The organism is uncultured Streptococcus sp., assembly GCF_963545685.1.
GTDB lineage: Bacteria > Bacillota > Bacilli > Lactobacillales > Streptococcaceae > Streptococcus.
This window is the reverse complement of record NZ_CAUUKN010000030.1, coordinates 1-19301: the sequence shown is the minus strand read 5'-3', so window position 1 is coordinate 19301 and position 19301 is coordinate 1. Positions and strand designations below refer to the sequence as shown.

The following is a 19301-nucleotide window of genomic DNA, read 5'->3' as shown; positions in this document are numbered from 1 at the left end:
GGGACAAGTTCTACATCATGCCAACAGCTCAGGACCACAAACGTGCTTATGATGGTGACAAGGGTCCTAACACTGGCGGGATGGGGGCTTATGCGCCAGTTCCTCACTTGCCACAGAGCGTGGTTGACACGGCGGTTGACACGATTGTCAAGCCAGTTCTTGAAGGTATGATTAAAGAAGGTCGTCCTTACACTGGTGTGCTTTACGCTGGACTTATCTTGACAGCTGACGGCCCTAAAGTCATCGAGTTTAACTCTCGTTTCGGCGATCCTGAAACGCAAATCATCTTGCCTCGTTTGACATCTGACTTTGCGCAAAATATCACTGATATTTTGGATGGCAAAGAGCCAGCTATCACTTGGCTAGATGAGGGTGTGACTCTGGGTGTGGTTGTAGCATCAAACGGTTACCCACTCGCTTATGAGAAAGGTGTCAAGCTTCCAGCCAAGACAGAGGGCGACATCATCACTTACTATGCAGGTGCTAAATTCGCTGAAAATGGACAAGACCTTCTCTCAAACGGAGGACGTGTCTACATGCTCGTCACCACAGCAGACACCGTCAAAGAAGGTCAAAATATCATCTACAGCCAACTCGACAACCAAAACACAGAAGGCTTGTTCTACCGAACTGATATCGGAAGCAAGGCTAACAAATAATCAGTGACCGTAGGTCGTAAAAGGCGAGCGCAAGCGAGCCAAATTAAGATAATGGTCGTTTGATTTGCGAGCATTAGCGAGCTAGTATAGGATAATCGTCGCAGTAGTGGAACTCCTAGTAGCAGAGCTACTAGGAGCGGAAAACTGGAGACTCAGGCTCCAGTTTTAGTAATGGAACGCCATAGGCGGTCGCTTGCGTCCGCACTACAATAGACGATTATTAAAAAAGGAGAAGAAATGAAACCAGTAATTTCCATCATCATGGGCTCAAAATCCGACTGGGCAACCATGCAAAAAGCCGCTGAAGTCCTCGACAACTTCGGTGTCGCTTACGAAAAGAAAGTTGTTTCCGCACACCGTACACCAGACCTCATGTTCAAACATGCCGAAGAAGCACGTAGTCGTGGCATCAAGGTCATCATCGCTGGTGCGGGTGGCGCTGCTCACTTGCCAGGTATGGTTGCTGCCAAAACAACCCTTCCAGTCATTGGTGTGCCAGTCAAATCTCGAGCCCTTAGCGGTGTGGATTCGCTTTATTCTATCGTTCAGATGCCAGGTGGAGTACCAGTCGCGACCATGGCTATCGGTGAAGCTGGAGCGACCAACGCAGCCCTCTTTGCCCTCCGTCTCCTATCAGTAGAGAACCAAGCTATTGCGACAGCCTTGGCAGATTTCGCAGAAGAACAAGGAAAAATCGCAGAGGAGTCTACAAATGAGCTCAACTAAAACCATTGGTATCATCGGTGGTGGCCAGCTCGGTCAGATGATGGCTATCTCAGCTATCTACATGGGCCACAAAGTTATCACCCTTGATCCTGCAGCAGATTGTCCATCTTCTCGTGTGTCTGAGGTTATCGTGGCACCTTACGATGATGTGGATGCTCTTCGTCAGCTGGCGGACCGCTGTGATGTTCTCACTTATGAATTTGAAAATGTCGACGCTGACGGCCTTGACGCTGTTATCAAAGATGGTCAGCTCCCACAAGGAACAGACCTGCTTCGCATTTCACAAAACCGTATCTTTGAGAAGGACTTCCTCTCAAACAAGGCTCAAGTGACGGTTGCACCTTACAAGGTCGTGACATCTAGCCTTGATTTGGAAGATATTGATCTTTCTAAAAAATACGTCCTCAAGACTGCGACAGGCGGTTACGATGGCCACGGTCAAAAAGTCATCACATCAGCCGACGATTTGGAAGAGGCAAATGCACTTGCTAACTCAGCCGAGTGTGTCTTGGAAGAGTTCGTCAATTTCGACCTTGAAATTTCCGTCATCGTATCAGGAAACGGCAAGGACGTGACGGTTTTCCCAGTTCAGGAAAATATCCACCGCAACAACATCTTGTCTAAGACCATTGTGCCAGCCCGTATTTCTGATAGTCTAGCGGAGAAAGCTAAAGCTATGGCTGTGAAGATTGCTGAGCAACTTAACCTCTCTGGTACCCTCTGTGTAGAAATGTTTGCGACAGCTGATGACATCATTGTCAACGAAATTGCGCCACGTCCACACAATTCAGGCCACTATTCGATTGAAGCCTGCGATTTTTCACAGTTTGACACGCATATCTTGGGTGTCCTCGGTGCACCACTTCCAGCAATCCACCTCCATGCACCTGCGGTCATGCTCAACGTCCTCGGCCAACACGTCGAAGCAGCTGAGCGTTATGTCACAGAAAATCCAAGCGCCCACCTCCACATGTATGGTAAACTAGAAGCGAAGCACAACCGCAAAATGGGTCATGTGACTTTGTTTAGTGATGAGCCAGACAATGTGGTTGAGTTTGGGAAAGGAATTGATTTTTAATGGAAAGAACTTCAAGATATTTAATCATCTCTAAAGAAAATAAGTCAAAAAAAAATATACATTCTGATATACAAAAATTATTAAAGTCGATTAACGACACTACAGGTTTATCTTGTGATGAGAGTCTTGTTAGTGTTCAGGGAAGTTCGTTTAGATATGAATTAAAGATGATGAACACAGATCCCAAAGAAGAGAATAAAAAATTTTTCGTATTAATTTTTTACTTAGAAAAAGAGTCAGATATTGAACAGTTTGAGTTAATGGATAGTGAGCTTAATAATTTTATTGAGTCATACAATAATCTAGAAATGTTTATATTAGAGGATGCTTTATCACAATATTATAGCAAGGAAGCTTATGAATTAATCCATGTTATTGAAAATAAAACCCGTGCACTAATCTCTGAGGTAATGTTTTTGAAATCTAATACTCAAAATTGGGAGACTCGTCTGACAAAAAGTTTATCAATTAGAGACAATAGTAAATCGAAAGGGAAAAAATATAAACCTTTGGATGGTAAATATTTTAGTGATTTATCCAAAATATTATTTACTATCTATGAAGAAAAAAATGATGAAAATCATGCTCAGGAAAATTTTATAGAAGCTCTAGGAAATTTAGACTCAGTTATATCAAATATTTCTAAAAATCTAGAAGTAGGGAATTTAAATGAATGGAAAGATATAGAAAAAAAATTACAGAGGGTGAATAGCGATATTTTAAAGACTTCTCCAAGGTCTATATGGGATAGATACATATCAGATAGCATCAAAGAGAGTGATACATTATCAAATAGTTTGAGTACTGTTCTTAATCAGTCTATTGCAAAAAGAAATGATATTGCTCATAACACTTTTTTTCGCAAAGATGACTATGAAACATTAAAAAAGGATGTTGAAAAGGTTGTTTCTCAAATATCAAAAGCCTTAAAGTCTTTTGAAGATGATTTTATTTCTAAATATACTTATGTTGAAGAAAACGAGATGTTGGATACATTGGACGCTTTGGTTGGAGTAGATTCAGATAACGAAAACAATTCAGATAATCTAGAAGATGATTTAACGATAATAGTCCCAGCACAAGAAGAAGGGTTTCAACGAGTATTCTTAGAAGATCATGAATGGTATGATATCCGTATAGGTAAGACAAAGAAAAATAAAATTCAGTATATTGCGGGTTACGAGGTTGCACCTAGAAGTGGTATACAATATGTTGCAAAAGTAAAAGATATTGTTGAATCAGATAATTTTTTAGGTTATTGGAAGCTTATTTTTGATGGAAAACCAGAAAAATATGCCAACATAATTCCCTTAGGAGATACTTACCCACCACAAAATATTAGATATACAACAAAACGGGCACTAGATGAAGTTGCTAAAAATGGTGAGACTCTAGAAAAAATCTTTAACAATCCGTACTAATAGAAATTATTTTATAAGATTAAAATATGGTTATAGAATGTCTAAGAATATATCAATCCTTTTATAAATAAAAATTTAAAGAAAAGGTAAAGTTCTAGTATTTTTACTTTTATAAAAATATAAACAAAAAGAAAGGAACAAGGGTACTCGTGTTCACTAAAACTGAATACGGGCTACGGACTTGGTCAAAAAGATAGTTTTTCCTAGAAGCTGACGCTTCTTCGTCTAAACTCCTATTTTGACTGTGTCCGCTTAACGCCCTTAATATCTTAATTATGATCGAACGTTACTCTCGCCCTGAGATGGCGAACATTTGGACTGAAGAAAATAAATACCGTGCTTGGCTTGAGGTGGAAATCTTGGCTGACGAGGCATGGGCTGAGTTGGGAGAAATCCCTAAGGAAGATGTGGCTTTGATTCGTGAAAAAGCGGACTTTGACATCGACCGTATTTTGGAAATCGAGCAGCAAACTCGTCACGATGTGGTTGCCTTCACACGTGCGGTTTCTGAGACTCTTGGTGAAGAGCGTAAGTGGGTTCACTATGGTTTGACTTCTACTGACGTGGTAGATACTGCCTATGGTTACCTCTACAAACAAGCCAACGATATCATCCGCAAGGATCTTGAAAACTTCCTTAACATCATCGCTGACAAAGCGAAAGAGCACAAGTTCACGATCATGATGGGTCGTACCCACGGTGTGCACGCTGAGCCGACAACCTTTGGTCTTAAATTGGCAACTTGGTACAGCGAAATGAAACGCAACATCGAGCGTTTCGAGCATGCGGCTGCTGGTGTGGAAGCTGGTAAGATTTCTGGTGCGGTTGGGAACTTTGCCAACATCCCACCATTCGTTGAGCAATACGTCTGTGACAAGCTTGGTATCCGTGCTCAAGAAATCTCTACACAAGTGCTTCCTCGTGACCTTCACGCTGAGTACTTTGCAGTTCTTGCTAGCATCGCAACTTCTATCGAGCGTATGGCAACTGAGATCCGTGGTCTTCAAAAATCAGAACAACGTGAAGTGGAAGAGTTCTTTGCTAAAGGTCAAAAAGGGTCTTCAGCAATGCCTCACAAACGTAACCCTATCGGTTCTGAAAATATGACAGGTCTTGCGCGTGTCATCCGTGGTCACATGGTGACAGCTTATGAAAACGTAGCCCTTTGGCACGAACGTGATATCTCTCACTCATCAGCTGAGCGTATCATCGCACCAGACACAACCATCTTGATTGACTACATGCTCAACCGTTTCGGAAACATCGTTAAGAACTTGACAGTCTTCCCTGAAAACATGATCCGCAACATGAACTCTACATTTGGTTTGATTTTCAGCCAACGTGCGATGTTGACTTTGATTGAAAAAGGTATGACGCGTGAGCAAGCTTACGACCTTGTTCAACCGAAGACTGCTCAATCATGGGATAACCAAGTCGACTTCAAACCACTTCTTGAAGCAGATCCAGAAGTGACTTCACGCCTCACTCAAGAAGAAATCGACGAAATCTTCAACCCTGTTTACTACACTAAACGTGTTGATGAAATCTTCGAACGCATCGGTTTGGGTGACTAATTTATATACATAAAGCAGGTCAACCCTGCTTTTTTTGATGGTGACATTTATGTCACTATTTTTGTTTTCTTTTTTGCTTTACAATAGGGTCATCGCAAGAAAATTGTTAGGAAGGAGGAGTTAGGCATCTTAAAAGGACATCTGTTTACCGGAACTTAGTCTCTTAATAGTAAGCCTTGCTTATAATATCATCCAGATTATGAATGATATTGGTAGTCTTAAAGAAGCCTCTTGGTTTTTAGATATGGATATTCCTAGTGGTTCCTTACTGTTACTTATTTTGCTTATCATTTTAAAAACTGATGCAAGAGAATAATGTTTTAAGTAACTTTTAAGTTTATTAAGATATATTATAACCATCCTAATAAAGCAGCTAGCTTTTGTGAGCTAGAGGTGAACATAATTTTTTCATAACAAATCTCCCCGAAAAAAGTCTAGAAATCTAGGCTTTTTTCTTCTTTTTTGATGTTTTATTAGGAGATTTTAAGAAAATACTTGAAAACCCTTCCAAAACAAGGTAATATAGTTATATAAAGATTCTATTGGACAAGCGGTCACCTTGGAGGATTAGGAAGAAGAGGTTGGGAAGCCTGTACAATCGTATCTTTTCAGTGGTTTCTGGACTGCTGTGAAAATCCCTTAGGGGATTTTTTTGCTGTGATTTAAGCTTTCTTTAAGGTAGGAAGGTTATACTGCAAACCTCCTAAATAACTTTTACTGAACGCTGTTCAGTAATTCTCGTTGGCTTACACTTTTGTAGAACAACGAACTTTTCTTTTTCATAATCTCCAAAAGAGCTCAACAGGATGTGTTGGGTTCTTTTTTTTGGTTACTAAAAAAACGCCCTTAGGCGTTTTAAGTATAGCTTACATTTCGTCTGGAGCTTCAACACCGAGAAGGCGAAGAGCTTCTTTGAGGACTGTTGCTGTTGCGTAGCAAAGAGCCAAACGGCTATCACGTTCAGGGCTTTCGTCCAAGATACGTGTGTGCGCATAGTATTTGTTAAAGGCTTGAGCCAAGCTGATAGCAAATTTAGCAACGATAGATGGTTCAAAGTTGTCTGATGCACGGTTGATGATGCGTGGGAAGTCTTGGATGAGTTTGATGATTTCCCAGCTTTCAACGTCGTTTAGGCTGTATGTAGTATCTGCAGATGGCGTGAAGTCAGCCTTGCGCAAGATAGATTGGATACGAGCGTGTGCATATTGAACGTAAGGTCCAGTTTCCCCTTCGAAGGATACCATAGCATCAAGATCAAAGTCGTACCCATTCATACGGTCTGTCTTAAGGTCGTAGAACTTGATAGCTCCGACACCAACTGCATGAGCAACAGCTTCCTTGTTAGGCAAGTTTGGATTCTTAGCTTCGATTTGAGCTTGGGCACGGTTAACAGCCTCAGCGATAGTTGGCTCAAGCAAGATAACGTTACCCTTACGAGTTGACAATTTTTTACCGTTCTTAGTTACAAGACCAAAGGCGACGTGAGTCATGTCGTCAGACCAGTCGTAGCCCATTTCTTTAAGGACAGCTTTCAATTGTTTGAAGTGGGCAGATTGTTCATTACCAACCACATAGATGGCTTTGGCAAAGTCATAAGTACGTTTACGGTAGAGGGCAGCAGCCAGGTCACGTGTGATGTAGAGTGTTGCGCCATCTGATTTTTTGATGAGGGCTGGGTGTTCGATACCGTATTTTTCAAGGTTAACCACCTGGGCACCTTGAGATTCTTGGAGAAGTCCTTTCTCTGTCAAGATGTCTACGACTTCATCCATCTTATCATTGTAGAAAGCTTCACCATTGTAGCTATCAAAAGAAACACCGAGTTCATCGTAGAGACGGTTGAATTCTACCAAGCTTTCGTCACGGAACCATTGCCAGAGGGCAGTTGCTTCTTCATCACCAGCTTCCAATTTACGGAACCATTCACGAGCTTCTTCGTCTACAGATGGGTCTTCTTCAGCTTCGGCATTGATACGCACATAAAGTTGAAGGAGTTCGTTGATAGGGTTGGCTTTGACAGCTTCCTCGCTACCCCATTTCTTATAGGCAACAATCAACATACCAAATTGTTTACCCCAGTCACCTAAGTGGTTGATGCGGACCGGTTTGTAGCCTTGTTTAGCCACGATGTTGGCAAGAGCGTCAGCGATAACCGTTGAGCGCAAGTGACCGATAGAGAAAGGTTTGGCGATGTTAGGACTAGACATATCAAAGGCAATGTTACGTCCGTTACCGATGTTTTGGTCAGCGTAGTGGCTACCTTGAGAGATAACTTGTCCAAGAACGTCCGCTGAGATTTTTGATTTATCAAGGAAGAAGTTGATATAAGGACCAACAGCTTCAACTTTTTCAAAGTTTGAGGCATCAATTTTTTCAGCGATATCTGCTGCAATCATTTGAGGAGCCTTGCGCAAGACTTTTGCCAATGAGAAGGCAGGGAAAGCAAGGTCTCCCATATCAGCATTTTTAGGGGTTTCAAGCAGATTTTGAATGTTTTCTTGCTCCAACTCAGGAACAACTTTAGCAATTTCTGCTGCAATGAGTTCTTTAGTATTCATAGGTACTCCATTTCAAATCTTGTCATTCAAATCTATTTTACCATTATTTTAGTCAATAGGGTAGAGACAAGAAAGTCTCTCTTAAGAAGTATTCCATGAAAAAATACAAAAATTCTGTTATAATATGCAAAGAATATACATAAAAAGAGGAAAGATAATGAAGAGAGATCGTCAAGCTGTTATCAAACAGATGATTTCAAGAGATAAGATTGGGACACAAGAGGAAATTAAGCAACGCCTAGAGGCGGAAGGTATCACGGTTACACAAGCTACCTTGTCACGTGATTTACGTGAAATTGGCCTGTTGAAGCTTCGTGATGAGGAAGGTAAACTTTACTATAGTTTGTCTGAGCATGTGCTTCCAAGTTTGGATCCTACGGTTAAGGACTATGTCAAATCAGTTTCCCGTGCCCAGTTTATGCTAGTTCTCCATACAGAATTAGGTGAAGCAGATGTTTTGGCCAACCTAATTGATAGTGATGGAAATCCTGAAATTTTAGGAACCGTTGCTGGGGCAGATACCCTATTGGTAATTTGTAAGGACGCAGCGGTTGCTGAGAGATTGGAAAGCGAGTTTCAGTGATGACCACTCCTCATCAGGATTTCCAAAAAGCCAAAGAAGAGTTAATTGACCTCCTCAAACACCATGAGGCGGTTCTTGCTTTTCAAGAAGCTGAGAAAGCTATTGGCCAGATCCCTCAGATTGGTGATCTGGCTGGACAGATGAAGGCCTATCAACAAGAAGCGGTGCTTTTTCAAAAAATAGAGAAACAACGTGCCTATGAGGAGGCTGGTGAGCAGGCAGATTTAATTCAGCATGAGTTGGAAAATTTGCCCATTGTTCAGGATTACCGTCAAAAGATGCAAGATGCCAGTGACTTGATTCAATATGTGACCAAGTCTATCGAAGAAAGGATTAACGAGGAGTTAAGACATGGCTAAGGAAAAAATATCTCCAGGAATGCAGCAGTATTTGGATATCAAAGAAAATTATCCAGATGCTTTTTTGCTGTTTCGGATGGGGGATTTTTACGAATTATTTTACGATGATGCCGTTAAGGCTGCCCAAATATTGGAAATTAGCCTAACGAGTCGTAATAAGAATGCAGATAATCCCATTCCTATGGCAGGTGTTCCTTATCATTCGGCTCAAGCCTATATTGATGTCTTGGTTGAGATGGGCTACAAGGTAGCCATTGCTGAGCAGATGGAGGATCCTAAGCAGGCTGTCGGTGTGGTCAAGCGTGAGGTCGTTCAAGTTATCACGCCGGGTACAGTGGTTGACAGCTCTAAACCTGATAATGCCAATAATTTCTTGGTAGCCATTGACAAGTCAGGAAGTCGATTTGGTCTAGCTTATATGGATGTGTCAACGGGTGAATTTTTTGCGACAGAGTTGGATGATTTTAGTTCAGTTTGTAGTGAAATTCAGAATCTTAAGGCACGTGAAGTAGTGGTTGGTTATGATTTACCTGAAGCTGACGAACAAGTTTTGGTGAAGCAACTCAACCTGCTTCTCTCCAAGGAAACAGAGGTTTACGATGATGTCCACTTGATTGACACCAGCTTGACAGATTTGGAAAGTAGTGTGGCGGGTAAACTTCTCCAGTATGTTCATCGCACTCAGATGCGAGAGCTCAGTCATTTACAAAAAGCCCAACACTATGAGATTAAGGATTACTTGCAGATGTCCTATGCGACCAAGTCAAGTTTGGATTTACTGGAAAATGCTAGAACGGGCAAGAAACACGGTTCTCTTTTTTGGCTCTTGGATGAAACCAAGACAGCTATGGGAATGCGTCTCTTGCGAACTTGGATTGATCGTCCTTTAGTGAATCAAGCCACCATCATGGAGCGTCAGAATATTATCCAAGTTTTCTTGGACAATTTCTTTGAGCGTAGTGACTTGACCGAGAGTCTAAAAGGAGTTTACGATATTGAGCGCCTAGCCAGTCGTGTTTCCTTTGGTAAGGCTAATCCTAAAGATTTGATTCAGCTAGGTCATACCTTAGCTCAGGTTCCGGTCATTAAGGCGATTTTGGAGTCCTTTAATGACGATGCCTTGTCAGGTCTTTTACAAGAGTTAGATGCTCTGCCAGAATTAGAGAGTTTGATTCGGTCGGCTATTGATCCTGATGCCCCTGCAACCATTACAGAAGGTGGTATTATCCGTGCTGGTTTTGATGAGACCTTAGACAAGTATCGCAAGGTGATGAGTGAGGGAACGTCATGGATTGCGGATATCGAAGCCAAAGAACGTGAAGCGTCTGGTATTACAACACTAAAAATAGATTACAACCGTAAAGATGGTTATTACTTCCATGTGACCAACTCTAACCTTAGCTTGGTTCCTGACCATTTCTTCCGTAAGGCAACCCTGAAAAATTCGGAGCGTTTTGGAACCGCTGAGTTGGCTAAGATTGAAGGTGAGATGCTTGAGGCGCGTGAAAAATCGTCAACGCTAGAGTATGATATTTTCATGCGTGTCCGTGAGCAGGTTGAACGCTATATCGACCGATTGCAGTCTTTGGCTAAGGCCATTGCAACAGTCGATGTGCTTCAGGGTTTGGCTGTTACAGCGGAGACCAATCATTATGTTCGTCCTGTTTTTAATGATGAGCATCGTATCGTTATTGATCAGGGCCGTCATGCGGTAGTTGAGAAGGTTATGGGCGTTCAGGAATACATTCCAAATACGATTACCTTTGACAGTCAGACCAATATTCAGCTCATCACAGGACCCAATATGAGTGGTAAATCCACCTATATGCGTCAGTTGGCTTTGTCAGTAGTTATGGCTCAGATGGGCTCTTATGTGCCAGCAGATAGTATTGATTTACCGATTTTTGACGCCATCTATACACGTATTGGTGCTGCAGATGACCTGATTTCAGGTCAGTCGACCTTCATGGTTGAGATGATGGAGGCTAATCAGGCCATTAAGCGGGCGACACCTAATTCCTTGATTATTTTTGATGAGTTGGGGCGTGGGACAGCCACCTATGATGGTATGGCTTTGGCCCAGTCTATTATTGAGTTTATTCATGACAAGGTTGGGGCTAAGACCATGTTTGCTACCCATTATCATGAGTTGACAGCCCTGTCAAACAGTTTGACACACCTTGTCAACGTTCATGTTGCGACTCTTGAAAAGGACGGCGAGGTGACTTTTCTTCACAAGATTGTCGATGGCCCAGCCGATAAATCTTACGGTATTCATGTAGCTAAAATTGCAGGTTTACCAACAGATTTACTGCAACGTGCTGACACTATATTGACACAACTAGAAGGGGAGACGGTTGTGATTCAACCTCAAGAAAAGGTATTGACTCAAGAACAGCCTGCCCCTGAAACGCATGTCAACGAGCAAATCTCTCTCTTTGATGATTTTACTGAAAATCCGATTCTTCAAGAGTTGCGTGATTTGGACATTTACAACATGACACCGATGCAAGTCATGATGGCTGTAGCAGATTTAAAACAGAAACTATAAAAGAAGCTTGTCGGTTGACAGGCTTCTTGTCTTTTATAGGTGTTTCAATTCTTGGTTGAGTTGTTCAATAGCTTTTTTCATTTTCCAATAAGAGAAAGCCCAAACGAGCAGATAGATAATGCTGAATTCAATGACTAGCTCCAAGTAGAAAGTCAAACGTAGAGGGAACCATCCGCTGAGGGTAGCCAGAGGAATAAAGCCTAGACAGGTCAAAGCATAGTGAGTGAGGGTTGCACGAAGCAAACTCCATTCAGCCTTACGGAAAATATAGCTAGCGACTTCAAAGAGGATACCGATAGCAAACCAAGTGATGAGGCAATAGGCCAATACGATAGATCCGTGAACGTGGTATGAAGTCATCCATTGTCCAATACCTGAGTGAGGATTTAGAGGCATGTAGCTTGGCGCCCAGATAAGAGACATGACCATGGATACGGCAAGTCCAATAAGGATGCCAATTGTGCCTGATTTAAAAAGTTGCTTTTTCATTGTAATTTCTCCTTTATTGCCTTGAGGTAACGGCGTGATGAGTAGGTAGTCTCCTTGTTTTTTAGGTGAATTTCAACGAGGCCGTTAGGGGTGATGTTGAAGCGTTCAATTTCTTTGAGGTTGACAATCTCTGACTGTGAGATTTTGATAAAGTAAGATGGCAGTTTTGCTAAAACTTGATAGAGACGCAAGCCTAAGTGGTACTCTCCTTGAATAGTTTCAGCTAGAACTTGACGATTTTCGATGTAAATTCTGGAAATAGCATTGGGTTCGATGAGATAAGTTTCGCCATCCTTTTTCCCCTTGAGTCGGTGGTTGTCATCCAAAGATTCGACAAACTCGACGACTTGTTGAATCTTTGGTGTTCGTTTAGGTGCTTGAATCTGCAAAATTTCTTCTTGAAATACCGAGTCAATCTGAACTTTTATTTTCATAACTATCCTTTCTGATTTGTAATCGAGGAGGCCTCCTCCCTTTCACACCTTTATTAAACACTATTTACTAGTCCACAGCAATAGCGTTTGTCTATGTGGTTCTATATGGTGTTTAAGTGGTTGAAAATATTCTAGAAAACCCCTATACTTAATGAAAACGCACTGACGAGGTAATTACATGAAATCGATAATGAAATGGATAGCAGGAATTTTTCTTGCTTTTAGCCTGATTTTGAGCTTTTATACACCTTTTGAAAAGGCACTAACACTGAATTTGCTCTTGTTTTATTTCTTTGTGAAGCAGTTTATGGATTCGACAAGCTCTCCTAGAACCTATCAATGGATTTTTCAAGTTATTTACCTATTGATTTTTTCTGGGCTCATTTGGTTCAACCTTCGTCATGGAGATATGATTGTTATTGCTACAGCCTTATCTTGGCTAACAGTTGTGTGTGAGTTGTGGCTTTATAGTAAGCATAAGTAACAGTCAGCACCAGTGAGCTATCAATCTTTTAGAAGGGAGAAAAAATAATTATGCCAAAAATCATCGAATTGCCTGAAGTTCTAGCCAATCAGATTGCTGCTGGTGAGGTCGTAGAGCGACCAGCTAGTGTCGTTAAAGAGCTGGTGGAAAACGCTATTGATGCAGGTAGTACCCAGATTACTATTGAAGTTGAAGAATCAGGCCTCTCAAAAATTCAAATCACAGACAATGGCGAAGGAATGGCTCAAGCTGATGTAGCTATGAGTTTGCGCCGTCATGCAACGAGTAAAATCAAAAATCAAGGAGATCTCTTTCGTATTCGAACCCTTGGTTTTCGAGGTGAAGCCCTGCCATCAATAGCTTCTATCAGTCACCTAACTATTGTGACAGCAGCGGATGGAGAAGCCTATGGGACCAAACTAGTTGCTAAAGGTGGAGAAATTGAGAGTCAAGATCCTATTTCAACCCCAGTGGGAACAAAGATTACCGTTGAAAACTTATTTTATAACACCCCAGCTCGTCTCAAGTATATGAAGAGTTTGCAGGCTGAGTTGGCTCATATTGTCGATGTTGTCAACCGTTTGAGTTTAGCCCACCCCGAAGTAGCCGTCACCTTGCTTAATGACGGTCGTCAGTTGACACAGACATCAGGTACTGGAGACCTTCGCCAAGCTATTGCTGGGATTTATGGCTTAACAACAGCAAAAAAAATGGTGGAAATTTCAAATTCCGACCTTGATTTTGAGGTCTCTGGTTATGTTAGTCTCCCTGAATTGACTCGAGCTAACCGCAACTACATCACGATTCTCATTAACGGACGTTATATAAAAAACTTCCTACTTAACCGTGCTATTTTTGATGGTTATGGTTCTAAACTTATGGTGGGACGCTTCCCAATTGCGGTTATTGATATTCAGATTGATCCTTATTTGGCAGATGTCAATGTTCATCCAACAAAGCAGGAAGTGCGTATCTCTAAAGAAAAAGAGCTTATGGCTCTTATCAGCTCTGCCATTGCTCAAAGTCTTAGAGAGCAGGATTTGATTCCTGATGCCCTTGAAAATCTAGCAAAGTCAAGTACTAGAGGTGCAACTAAGCCAGTTCAGACGAGTCTCCCACTCAAACAAACCAATCTTTACTATGATAGCAGTCGTAATGATTTCTTTGTCAAACCAGAGACAGTTCAAGAGGATATCAAACCTCTCGTATCAGAGTCAGAGTCTACAGTTTCATCGGTAGAAAATAAACCGCAACCATCTGTTAAACAGGCAAAACGTTTAGCAGATGAAAGTGATAACGAACACGAAAAAATTGACTATAAAAACAAGTCGAAACTGAAGCGCATGCTTGAAAATCTGGACAATGAGGAAACATCAACCTTTCCTGAATTGGAGTTTTTTGGTCAAATGCATGGGACCTATCTTTTTGCCCAAGGACAAGGTGGCCTTTACATCATTGACCAGCATGCTGCTCAAGAACGTGTTAAGTATGAGTACTATCGTGAAAAGATAGGTGAGGTTGACAGTAGTTTACAACAACTTTTGGTTCCCTATCTCTTTGAATTTTCAGGGTCAGATTACATTAGTTTACAAGAAAAAATGCCTCTTCTTAACCAGATTGGCATCTATTTGGAGCCTTATGGTAATAACACCTTCATTCTTCGTGAACACCCTATCTGGATGAAGGAAGAAGAAATTGAATCTGCAGTCTATGAGATGTGCGACATGCTTCTTTTGACGAACGAAGTGTCTGTCAAGACCTACCGTGCTGAGTTAGCCATCATGATGAGTTGTAAACGTTCAATCAAGGCCAATCATGCTCTTGATGATTACTCTGCGCGTGACCTTCTAGTACAGCTTGCACAGTGTAAAAATCCCTACAATTGCCCTCACGGTCGTCCAGTACTTGTCAACTTTACCAAGTCTGATATGGAAAAAATGTTCCGTCGTATTCAAGAAAATCATACCAGCCTACGTGATTTAGGAAAGTATTAAAACTTTTTTTCGTCTTGCTTTACGAATAGAGATGTTAGATTTATAATAGTGGTGAAGATAAGGAATCTTCTAATGTTTTAGCAAATCATTGTAGAATGATGACCTGATTTTTAAGTTAGGAGGTAGAGTGATGAGACACCTAACAAAAACTTATAAACACTTTTTACTTGTTGGCTTAACATTTTTAGCGACTAGCTTGATTTTCTATATTTTGGCTTGGTTAGGTCGACCAAGTTTGGAGAACACCCTAGTAAACGTTTCTAGCATTGCCTTTACCTTAGGTATTTCAACATATATTCTCTTAGGCTTGAAGATGATTACCGATACTTTAAAGACGAGTAGTCATTCTTAAAAAGAGAGCAAACAGAATCCACTTTCGAGTGGATTTTTTGTTACAATAGTACAGCAGTGATTGAGATTAGTAAAAAAACAAGGTAAGTATTTTGTAGGTTTAAAAACTATATAACCACCATATAACGTTAAAAAAAGAAAGGAACTCGCAAGCTATGTATGATTATATCAAGGGAACCCTAGTGAAAATCACAGCCAAATACATTGTCATAGAAGCAAATGGTCTAGGCTATATTGTCACTGTGGCTAATCCCTACAGTTTTTCTGATCAAATGAATCAGACTATCCAAGTGTATCTTCATCAAGTTATTAGAGATGATGCCCACTTACTTTTTGGTTTTCATACTGAAGATGAAAAAGAAGTTTTTCTTAAGTTAATTTCTGTTTCTGGGATAGGTCCGACGACTGCTCTAGCCATTGTTGCCGTGGATGATAATCAAGGACTTGTTGCTGCTATTGATAATAGTGACATCAAATATTTGATGAAATTTCCAAAGATTGGTAAAAAGACTGCTCAACAAATGGTTCTGGATCTAGCAGGAAAATTTGCAGAGTTACCAGTAGAAACGACCAAGACTACACCAAATCATACTGCAGGAAATCATCAGTTGGATGAAGCTATGGAAGCTTTGCTTGCTCTTGGTTACAAAGCCACAGAGCTTAAGAAAGTGAAAGCCTTTTTTGAGGGGACCAATGAAACGGCAGAGCAATATATTAAGTCAGCTCTTAAAATGTTGATGAAGTGAGGTAAGCAATGGTCAATCGATGTCGTTGGGTTCCAACAGACAATAAACTCTATTGTGATTATCATGATAAGGAGTGGGGAAAACCTATTGCTGACGATCAAAACCTCTTTGAGCTTCTTTGCTTAGAAAGTTATCAGTCAGGGCTTTCCTGGTTAACGGTTTTAAATAAACGCCAGGCTTTTAATCGTGTTTTTCACAATTATGATATTAGCCGGGTTGCCCAGTTTAGCCTAAGTGAACTTGAAGAAGCGCTTCAAAATCCGGATATCATCCGTCACAAACTTAAGCTAGAAGCAACTGTAAATAATGCCAAACAAGTACTTAAACTTCAAGATGAATTTGGCTCCCTGTCTCATTATTTTTGGCATTTTTTTGATGGAAAGCCCTTGATAAATAATGTTACCACATATAAAGATGTTCCATCATCAACCGACCTTTCTAAACAAATTGCAAAAGATCTGAAAAAGAGAGGATTCAAATTTTTAGGAGCAACTACCATATACTCATTTTTACAAGCAGCTGGATTTGTGAATGATCATGAAAATGACTGCAGTTTCAAATAATGAGTAGATTTGATTGACAAGACGGGAAAAACATGTTAGTTTATAAACGAACATGTTTCTGAGATTATTTTACGAATAGTAATATAGGTGAACCAATGAAAGCTGAATTGATTGCAGTAGGAACTGAAATTCTTACAGGGCAAATCACCAATACCAATGCCCAATTTTTATCTGAAAAACTAGCAGAACTAGGAATTGATGTGTATTTTCACATAGCAGTGGGAGACAATGAAAACCGCCTGCTTTCAGTTTTAGACCAGGCTAGTAAACGTAGCGATTTAGTCATACTTTGTGGAGGACTTGGTCCTACTGAGGATGACTTAACCAAACAAACACTGGCTAAGTTTTTAGGCAAAGAACTCGTTTTTGATGAAGAGGCAAGTAAAAAACTAGATAGTTTCTTTGCTACTCGTCCTAAGCATACACGAACATCTAATAATGAACGCCAAGCGCAAATTATTGAGGGATCTGTAGCCCTGCAAAATCTCACAGGTCTAGCAGTTGGGGGAATTATTACTGTTCAAGAAGTAACGTATGTCGTCTTACCTGGTCCACCAAGTGAGCTCAAACCTATGGTGAACCAAGAGCTTATTCCAGCTCTTACAGAGAATCATACTACTCTTTATTCTAGAGTCCTAAGATTTTTTGGTGTTGGAGAAAGTCAATTGGTGACTATTCTTAAAGATCTCATTGTTAACCAAACGGATCCAACCATTGCGCCCTATGCTAAAGTGGGAGAAGTGACCCTTCGCTTATCAACAAAGGCATCTTCGCAAGAAGAAGCGGATCAAAAGCTAGATGTGATAGAAGAACAAATTCGATCTACTAAAACTCTAGACGGAAAAAGCTTGTCTGACCTCATCTATGGATATGGAGAATCAAACAGCTTAGCTTATGAAGTGTTCTGTTTGCTTAAGAAATGTGGCAAAACTATTACTGCAGCTGAAAGTTTAACAGCCGGCTTATTTCAAGCTAGTGTTGCTGATTTTTCTGGAGCTTCACAAGTATTCAAGGGTGGCTTTGTTACCTATAGCATTGAAGAAAAAGCTAAAATGTTAGATATTCCCTTATCTAAATTAGAAGAGCATGGTGTTGTTAGTCATTTTACAGCAGAAAAAATGGCTGAGGGTGCCCGAGCTAAGACAGATAGTGATTACGGAATTGCGCTTACTGGAGTGGCAGGACCAGATGCTTTGGAAGGGCATCAAGCAGGTACAGTCTTTATTGGTATTGCCGACAGAAACCAAGTGCGGTCAATTAAGGTTGTTATAGGTGGAAGAAGTCGTTCTGATGTTAGATATATTAGTACTCTCTATGCCTTTGACCTAGTTCGCCAAGCTTTATTACAAGAAGACAACTTGATTTAAGTTTGTCATTTATTATAGAAAGAAGAGGAAATTAAGTGGCTAAGAAAACAAAGAAAACAGAAGAAATCACAAAGAAGTTTGGTGAAGAGCGTCGCAAAGCACTCGACGATGCATTAAAAAATATTGAAAAAGATTTTGGTAAGGGTGCAGTTATGCGTCTTGGTGAGCGTGCAGAGCAAAAAGTTCAGGTTATGAGTTCGGGCTCGCTAGCTTTGGATATTGCTCTTGGTGCGGGTGGTTACCCTAAAGGACGTATTATTGAAATTTACGGACCAGAATCATCAGGTAAAACAACTGTTGCCCTTCATGCAGTTGCTCAGACTCAAAAAGAAGGCGGAATTGCAGCCTTTATCGATGCAGAACATGCTCTTGACCCTGCGTATGCAGCAGCCCTAGGTGTTAATATCGATGAGCTTCTTTTGTCACAACCTGATTCAGGTGAACAAGGTCTCGAAATTGCAGGTAAGCTGATTGACTCTGGTGCAGTTGATTTGGTTGTTGTTGACTCAGTTGCGGCCTTGGTACCACGTGCAGAAATTGATGGAGATATTGGTGACAGTCATGTAGGACTTCAAGCGCGTATGATGAGTCAAGCCATGCGTAAACTTTCTGCATCTATTAATAAAACAAAAACGATTGCTATATTTATTAACCAGTTGCGTGAAAAAGTTGGTATCATGTTTGGTAACCCAGAGACTACCCCAGGTGGACGAGCTTTAAAATTCTATGCATCAGTACGTCTTGATGTACGTGGGAATACACAAATTAAAGGAACTGGTGACAAAAAGGACCAAAATGTCGGTAAGGAAACCAAGATTAAGGTTGTAAAAAACAAAGTTGCACCACCATTTAAAGAAGCTTTTGTTGAGATTATGTATGGCGAAGGAATTTCACAAACTGGTGAACTTGTAAAAATCGCAAGTGATCTAGGCATTATTCAAAAAGCCGGGGCTTGGTTCTCATATAATGGAGAGAAAATTGGTCAAGGGTCTGAAAATGCTAAAAAGTATTTAGCAGATCACCCAGAGATTTTTGAAGAAATCGATCATAAAGTACGTGTACATTACGGTTTGATTGAGCCAAATGAAGACGATATTGTTGAAGATACACAAGTTGAAGACACGTCTGATGAACTCGTTTTAGATCTTGATTCAACTATTGAAATTGAAGAATAAGTGTCAAAGAGCCCAAAAGGCTCTTTTCTCTTTGCTTTGAATTAAGAAGAAAACTATAGTGATACACGTTGAAAAAGTGGATACACCCTAGATTCAAAATAGGTCGCTAGACCGATTTCATAAATCAAAGACAGTGATAAGATAATAGTATCATGTGACAGAAAGAGAGAATTAACATGATTAAGATTT

The 19301-nt window shown here is 40.6% G+C and carries 18 protein-coding genes; 15 read left to right on the top strand and 3 right to left on the bottom strand.

Annotated features, from left to right (window positions below):
* From RWZ99_RS06530 to purB, 5 genes are all read left to right on the top strand, one after another.
* The coding region (locus tag RWZ99_RS06530; RefSeq protein WP_314677206.1) for a phosphoribosylglycinamide synthetase C domain-containing protein at window positions 1-659 on the top strand (659 nt) is incomplete at its 5' end.
* 237 nt (window positions 660-896) lie between these two features.
* Window positions 897-1385 carry a 5-(carboxyamino)imidazole ribonucleotide mutase gene (gene purE, locus RWZ99_RS06525; RefSeq protein WP_314677204.1) on the top strand — a complete coding sequence of 163 codons (489 nt, stop codon included), beginning with the start codon at window positions 897-899 and terminating at the stop codon, window positions 1383-1385.
* Entirely contained in the window at window positions 1372-2463 is a 1092-nt protein-coding gene (gene purK, locus RWZ99_RS06520) for a 5-(carboxyamino)imidazole ribonucleotide synthase (RefSeq protein WP_314677202.1), read from the top strand. Before purE ends, purK begins: the two co-directional genes overlap by 14 nt.
* Window positions 2463-3884: a hypothetical protein gene (locus RWZ99_RS06515; protein WP_314677201.1), complete on the top strand. Its 1422-nt coding sequence runs from the start codon at window positions 2463-2465 to the stop codon at window positions 3882-3884. Before purK ends, RWZ99_RS06515 begins: the two co-directional genes overlap by 1 nt.
* Window positions 3885-4159: 275 nt before the next feature.
* Entirely contained in the window at window positions 4160-5458 is a 1299-nt protein-coding gene (purB, locus tag RWZ99_RS06510; protein WP_314677199.1) for an adenylosuccinate lyase, read from the top strand.
* 866 nt (window positions 5459-6324) lie between these two features.
* On the opposite strand, the gene argS is transcribed toward purB, so the two are convergent.
* Complete coding sequence (gene argS / locus RWZ99_RS06505; RefSeq protein WP_314677198.1) at window positions 6325-8016, bottom strand: arginine--tRNA ligase; 1692 nt, start codon at window positions 8014-8016, stop codon at window positions 6325-6327.
* 154 nt (window positions 8017-8170) lie between these two features.
* On the opposite strand from argS, the gene argR reads away from it, so the two are divergent.
* Genes argR through mutS form a run of 3 tightly spaced genes read left to right on the top strand, consistent with a single transcriptional unit; the run spans window position 8171 to window position 11509 of the window.
* Window positions 8171-8599, top strand: coding sequence for an arginine repressor (gene argR, locus RWZ99_RS06500; protein ID WP_314677208.1), 429 nt, complete (start codon window positions 8171-8173; stop codon window positions 8597-8599).
* On the top strand, window positions 8599-8958 hold the full coding sequence (locus RWZ99_RS06495) for a YlbF family regulator (protein WP_314677197.1): 360 nt from the start codon (window positions 8599-8601) through the stop codon (window positions 8956-8958). Before argR ends, RWZ99_RS06495 begins: the two co-directional genes overlap by 1 nt.
* A complete protein-coding gene (mutS, locus tag RWZ99_RS06490; protein WP_314677196.1) occupies window positions 8951-11509 on the top strand; it encodes a DNA mismatch repair protein MutS in 2559 nt (852 codons plus the stop codon). The genes RWZ99_RS06495 and mutS overlap by 8 nt, the downstream gene beginning before the upstream one ends.
* A gap of 33 nt (window positions 11510-11542) precedes the next feature.
* Here the strand turns inward: mutS and RWZ99_RS06485 are convergent, their stop codons facing one another.
* On the bottom strand, window positions 11543-11998 hold the full coding sequence (locus RWZ99_RS06485) for a DUF3021 domain-containing protein (RefSeq protein WP_314677194.1): 456 nt from the start codon (window positions 11996-11998) through the stop codon (window positions 11543-11545).
* Window positions 11995-12432, bottom strand: coding sequence for a LytTR family DNA-binding domain-containing protein (locus RWZ99_RS06480; RefSeq protein WP_314677193.1), 438 nt, complete (start codon window positions 12430-12432; stop codon window positions 11995-11997). The genes RWZ99_RS06485 and RWZ99_RS06480 overlap by 4 nt, the downstream gene beginning before the upstream one ends.
* Window positions 12433-12610: 178 nt before the next feature.
* On the opposite strand from RWZ99_RS06480, the gene RWZ99_RS06475 reads away from it, so the two are divergent.
* From RWZ99_RS06475 to recA, 7 genes are all read left to right on the top strand, one after another.
* Entirely contained in the window at window positions 12611-12916 is a 306-nt protein-coding gene (locus RWZ99_RS06475; protein WP_314677191.1) for a hypothetical protein, read from the top strand.
* Window positions 12917-12966: 50 nt separating this feature from the next.
* Window positions 12967-14910 carry a DNA mismatch repair endonuclease MutL gene (mutL, locus tag RWZ99_RS06470; protein ID WP_314677189.1) on the top strand — a complete coding sequence of 648 codons (1944 nt, stop codon included), beginning with the start codon at window positions 12967-12969 and terminating at the stop codon, window positions 14908-14910.
* Window positions 14911-15040: 130 nt separating this feature from the next.
* Window positions 15041-15262 (top strand): hypothetical protein, encoded by a 222-nt coding sequence (locus RWZ99_RS06465; RefSeq protein WP_314677188.1) that lies wholly within the window; start codon window positions 15041-15043, stop codon window positions 15260-15262.
* A 154-nt stretch (window positions 15263-15416) separates the two neighbouring features.
* Window positions 15417-16007, top strand: a complete 591-nt coding sequence (gene ruvA, locus RWZ99_RS06460) for a Holliday junction branch migration protein RuvA (RefSeq protein ID WP_314677187.1) — start codon at window positions 15417-15419, stop codon at window positions 16005-16007.
* An 8-nt stretch (window positions 16008-16015) separates the two neighbouring features.
* Window positions 16016-16570 carry a DNA-3-methyladenine glycosylase I gene (locus RWZ99_RS06455; RefSeq protein ID WP_314677186.1) on the top strand — a complete coding sequence of 185 codons (555 nt, stop codon included), beginning with the start codon at window positions 16016-16018 and terminating at the stop codon, window positions 16568-16570.
* Between the two features lie 95 nt (window positions 16571-16665).
* The gene (locus RWZ99_RS06450) at window positions 16666-17937 is read left to right on the top strand and encodes a competence/damage-inducible protein A (protein ID WP_314677185.1); all 1272 of its coding nucleotides are present in this window, start codon (window positions 16666-16668) and stop codon (window positions 17935-17937) included.
* A gap of 35 nt (window positions 17938-17972) precedes the next feature.
* Window positions 17973-19112 carry a recombinase RecA gene (gene recA, locus RWZ99_RS06445; RefSeq protein WP_314677183.1) on the top strand — a complete coding sequence of 380 codons (1140 nt, stop codon included), beginning with the start codon at window positions 17973-17975 and terminating at the stop codon, window positions 19110-19112.
* Window positions 19113-19301: the final 189 nt, after the last annotated feature.